The sequence below is a fragment of the uncultured Sphingomonas sp. genome, from assembly GCF_946477935.1.
GTDB lineage: Bacteria > Pseudomonadota > Alphaproteobacteria > Sphingomonadales > Sphingomonadaceae > Sphingomonas.
In genome coordinates, this window is the sequence record NZ_CAMLAC010000311.1 from 1 (window position 1) to 3394 (window position 3394).

Sequence of the window (3394 nt, forward strand, 5' to 3'; positions counted from 1 at the left end):
GTTCACGACACAGGGGCGGCATGGCGCCTTCTGGCGGATGGCGATGGCCGATCCCGTGCTGGCGGGCATGGCGCGCGCGGCGGTGTTGTGCGTCGACGGGGTGCCGGCCGCCTTCTCGTTCGACCTGGATGCAGGCGCATGGCGTTACGCGATCGCCAACAGCTACGATCCCAAATTCGCCCGGCAGAGTCCTGGCCGATTGCTGGTCTATCGCAATCTGGCCGATGCGCTGGCCCGCGGCGTCCGCGACGTGGACTGGGGCGTCGGTGATTCGGGATACAAGGAAACGCTGGGCAGCGAGCCAGGGGCGGCAATGCGCGACTGGCTGTTATGCGCGCCGGGTGTTCCCGCACTGGCCGGGCGCCTGATGGCCGGAGTCTGGCGGCGCAGCGCGGGCGTTTAGCCGCGCCTCAGCCGGCGTCGGCCAGGATGCGTTCGACCTCCGCCTGGGTGATGCCCAGCACGTCTGCAAGGCCGGACACGGTGGCGCCGCGCTTCACCATGTCGCGGACCCGGTCAGGATCGGCGGTGATCGTGTAGTTTCGCGTATCGCGTTGTTCGCGCACGATGTCCTTGCGTCCCGACGAGCGGCGGCGGCTGGCGGCAGCGGCATGGGGATCGCGCGCGGCGAGCGCCTGTTCCTGCTCGCGGCGCGCTTCACGGGCCTGTTCGCGCGCGGCAATATCGGCCTGTCGGTTGGCGGCGCGCGCCTCCAGTCGTTGCGCCATCAGGTCGACGCGGTCCTGCGCGCGTGCTTCGCGTGCCCTGGCACGCTCGGCCGCCCGGTCTTCCGGGCTGGCGTTCGTCCTGATGCGAAAGCCCGGCGAGGCGGCGGACACGCCCCAGCTCTTGTCGACCAATTCTGCTGCTCCGGATCTGCTGGCCCCGCGGTCCTGTCGCCGGAGGTGGCGCGAAGGCGCGTGGCCGGACGGCCGTTATCGCATCAGTCCGGCGGTGCGCAAGGCGTCCTGGATGACCTTGCCGATGTCCGTCGGGCCAGAGTGTTCCGCCTGTTCCGGGTGCGGTGTCCGGTCGGACGGGACCACCTGCCGTTCACGCATAGCGGGGCGGGGAGCTGCACCCTCGCGGGCTTCATCGGCCGGGATCAGGCCCCAGAAGCGGCCGATGTGACGGGTCGAGGAGATGCTGGCGTCCAGCATATAGGCACCCGCCTGGCCACAGCGATCGTCACCTGAGACGGCGAGCGGGGTGCCATGGCCCATGCCGGTGATGCGATACTCCTCGATCACGGCACGGCCCGACGGGTCATGCCAGACGCGGCGGGGATGGCCGTCCACGATCTCGGCGCGATCGGGCCGTGTGCCGGCCCCGTGCAGCGCGCGCCATTGCCGGATGATCGCATCGGCGTTGGAAGGGGCAACGGTTGCGTCCCCGGTGCCATGCCAGATCGAGATGGTGGGCCAGGGGCCGTCATGATCGGAAGCGCCGCGCACCAGCCTGGACAGCGCGTCCTCATCGGGAATGCCGTGACCGCGCATACGGTCGAATGCCTGCGGCACGGTCGTGGCACTGCCATAGGGAAGGCCGGCAATGATCGCACCACCGGCGAACACCTCGGGATAGGTTGCCAGCATGACCGAGGCCATCGCGCCGCCGGCGGACAGGCCGGTGACGAAGATGCGCGATGGATCGATCGCGTGGCGGGCGGTGACCGCCGCGATCATCTGGCGGATCGACAGGGCCTCACCGGTGCCATGCCGGCTGTCTTCGGGATTGAACCAGTTGAAGCAGAGATTGGGATTATTCTGCCGTTGCTGTTCCGGGAACAGCAACGCGAAGCCGTAGCGGTCGGCCATGTCCGACCAGCCCGCGCCGAGATCATAGCCGGCGGCGGTTTGCGTGCAACCGTGCAGCACGACGACGAGCGGTGCATCGGGGGCGAGCGAGGCGGGAATGTGGACATAGCCATGAAGCGCGCCCGGATTCAAGCCGAAGGCATCAAGTTTCGTCAGATGACTGTCGGGCGCCATCGCCATGTTCATGGTGCCGGTACCCCGCAGCGCGGCGAGCCGGCTTACCGTATCGGAAATCTTTCGCATCGCCCGCGTCCTTATCCAAGAGCCTTGGCACAGGCGCGGCCGTCACGACCTTGCTGCACTGCACAATAGATGGGGGATGGCAGGGCTTTTGCAACGGGCAGGGGGGCCGCGGTGCAAGCGCAGCCCCCCTGCACGGGGCAGATCAGCGTCGGATATACCTGAAATACCAGAGTTTGGGTATTATCTAGGACAAAATGTGCAGAAATCCTTGTATTTTGAAGATTGGACAGGGTGATGGTTGACGCTGGCGATCACCGAGTAATCACGGCGCGCGGATTGACCGGGATCCTGCTGTCTTGATTGTCGAACGCCGCCCCGCTTCTATCGTCAGGGGGAGGCGATTGGTGAAGCAACCAGACTATCGCGGCCGGACAACGGAATTGCTGAACCGGGCAAGCCTGAAGATCAAGGCAGGCTGTGCGACGATGCACACTGACCACTCTGCTAGAGGGTGCCTGCAAAGCGGCAACACGATCATTCGGGCAATCGAAATTTGGACCGAGACCAGCAGCCAGTACCTGGAAACGGCGCTTGCCCATGCTGTCAACGCGCCGAACCTGCTCAGCGGTTCCTTTCGGCTGGCGAACCCGGCGGGCGGTTCAGGCGGTTCTACTATCCGCGCTGCGCATTCACTTCTTGCTGAAGCGCATGGCAAGCTGTCCGCAACGATTGCCGACTTTCGCGACGGCTGGACCGCCCCACGCGCGAAGAAATGGAACGAGCGCCACCCGATCGCCTTCGCGTTGTTGATGGCCGGTATTGGTGCGGTGCTGGCGACCGTCGCGAGGTTGCTGTTTAGGTGACGCCAGCCGTCATCATTGTACGGGCGGCTGGCGCTCCAGCCATTCTCATACGTCACTTGCTGGCGCCGCTTTCCTCAAGCCTACAGGAGTCACACCGATCGTTGCAGGCGGAATGCTCCGTGATCTCGCGCCCCCAGCCCAATTGGGAAAACTTCGTCACGAAGTCGGGAGCCATAGAGCAGTTGCGGCTGTAGGGGCGCTGGCTTGTGTAGGTATCGTAGTGTTGGATGCGCTGCGTCAGCAGCAACAACGCTCTTGGCATGCCTGTTATCGAGCGCGAGGCGGGTTGGCCGGCCCGCTATACCGTCGCTGGCGAGGCGCCCCACGGTTGACCTATCACGATGACGACGGAAGGCCGCGTGTTGGGGAAAACGGCCGGATCACTGCCATGGCGGAGCAAGGCCTGCACCGGCGGCGATAATTGTGGGGCGCCGATGTGCCATTTCAGGAGGCAACGCTCCTCCGCGCCACGTGGACGTGCCTTATTTCGGGTGGCGAACGCCATAGTTTGGCAATACCTTGCCTTTAGGA

4 protein-coding genes are annotated in these 3394 nt (G+C 65.4%); 2 read left to right on the plus strand and 2 right to left on the minus strand.

The genetic code is table 11. The features are described 5' to 3' along the window. On the plus strand, positions 1–403 hold a 403-nt coding region (locus Q0U08_RS19045; RefSeq protein ID WP_298093320.1), incomplete at its 5' end, for a GNAT family N-acetyltransferase. 7 nt (positions 404–410) lie between these two features. Here the strand turns inward: Q0U08_RS19045 and Q0U08_RS19050 are convergent. Beyond that, positions 411–860 carry a hypothetical protein gene (locus Q0U08_RS19050; protein WP_298093322.1) on the minus strand — a complete coding sequence of 150 codons (450 nt, stop codon included), beginning with the start codon at positions 858–860 and terminating at the stop codon, positions 411–413. A gap of 75 nt (positions 861–935) precedes the next feature. After that, a complete protein-coding gene (locus tag Q0U08_RS19055; protein WP_298093323.1) occupies positions 936–2060 on the minus strand; it encodes a PHB depolymerase family esterase in 1125 nt (374 codons plus the stop codon). A 344-nt stretch (positions 2061–2404) separates the two neighbouring features. Here Q0U08_RS19055 and Q0U08_RS19060 point away from each other — a divergent pair, with 344 nt between their 5' ends. Continuing rightward, positions 2405–2863 (plus strand): hypothetical protein, encoded by a 459-nt coding sequence (locus Q0U08_RS19060; protein WP_298093325.1) that lies wholly within the window; start codon positions 2405–2407, stop codon positions 2861–2863. Positions 2864–3394: the final 531 nt, after the last annotated feature.